This window comes from Klebsiella sp. C360, assembly GCF_048822415.1.
GTDB lineage: Bacteria > Pseudomonadota > Gammaproteobacteria > Enterobacterales > Enterobacteriaceae > Klebsiella > Klebsiella quasipneumoniae.
The window spans coordinates 1-629 of sequence record NZ_JBMEZZ010000060.1; the positions used below are offsets into that span (position 1 = coordinate 1).

Sequence of the window (629 nt, forward strand, 5' to 3'; positions counted from 1 at the left end):
GGCACTGTTGCAAAGTTAGCGATGAGGCAGCCTTTTGTCTTATTCAAAGGCCTTACATTTCAAAAACTCTGCTTACCAGGCGCATTTCGCCCAGGGGATCACCATAATAAAATGCTGAGGCCTGGCCTTTGCGTAGTGCACGCATCACCTCAATACCTTTGATGGTGGCGTAAGCCGTCTTCATGGATTTAAATCCCAGCGTGGCGCCGATTATCCGTTTCAGTTTGCCATGATCGCATTCAATCACGTTGTTCCGGTACTTAATCTGTCGGTGTTCAACGTCAGACGGGCACCGGCCTTCGCGTTTGAGCAGAGCAAGCGCGCGACCATAGGCGGGCGCTTTATCCGTGTTGATGAATCGCGGGATCTGCCACTTCTTCACGTTGTTGAGGATTTTACCCAGAAACCGGTATGCAGCTTTGCTGTTACGACGGGAGGAGAGATAAAAATCGACAGTGCGGCCCCGGCTGTCGACGGCCCGGTACAGATACGCCCAGCGGCCATTGACCTTCACGTAGGTTTCATCCATGTGCCACGGGCAAAGATCGGAAGGGTTACGCCAGTACCAGCGCAGCCGTTTTTCCATTTCAGGCGCATAACGCTGAACCCAGCGGTAAATCGTGGAGTGA

1 protein-coding gene is annotated in these 629 nt (G+C 52.8%); it reads right to left on the bottom strand.

Features of this window, described 5'->3' with window-relative positions; genetic code table 11:
* Nucleotides 1-52 precede the first annotated feature (52 nt).
* A partial coding sequence (locus ACOI7D_RS27835) for an IS6-like element IS26 family transposase (protein WP_048257214.1) occupies nucleotides 53-629 on the bottom strand: 577 nt, incomplete at its 5' end.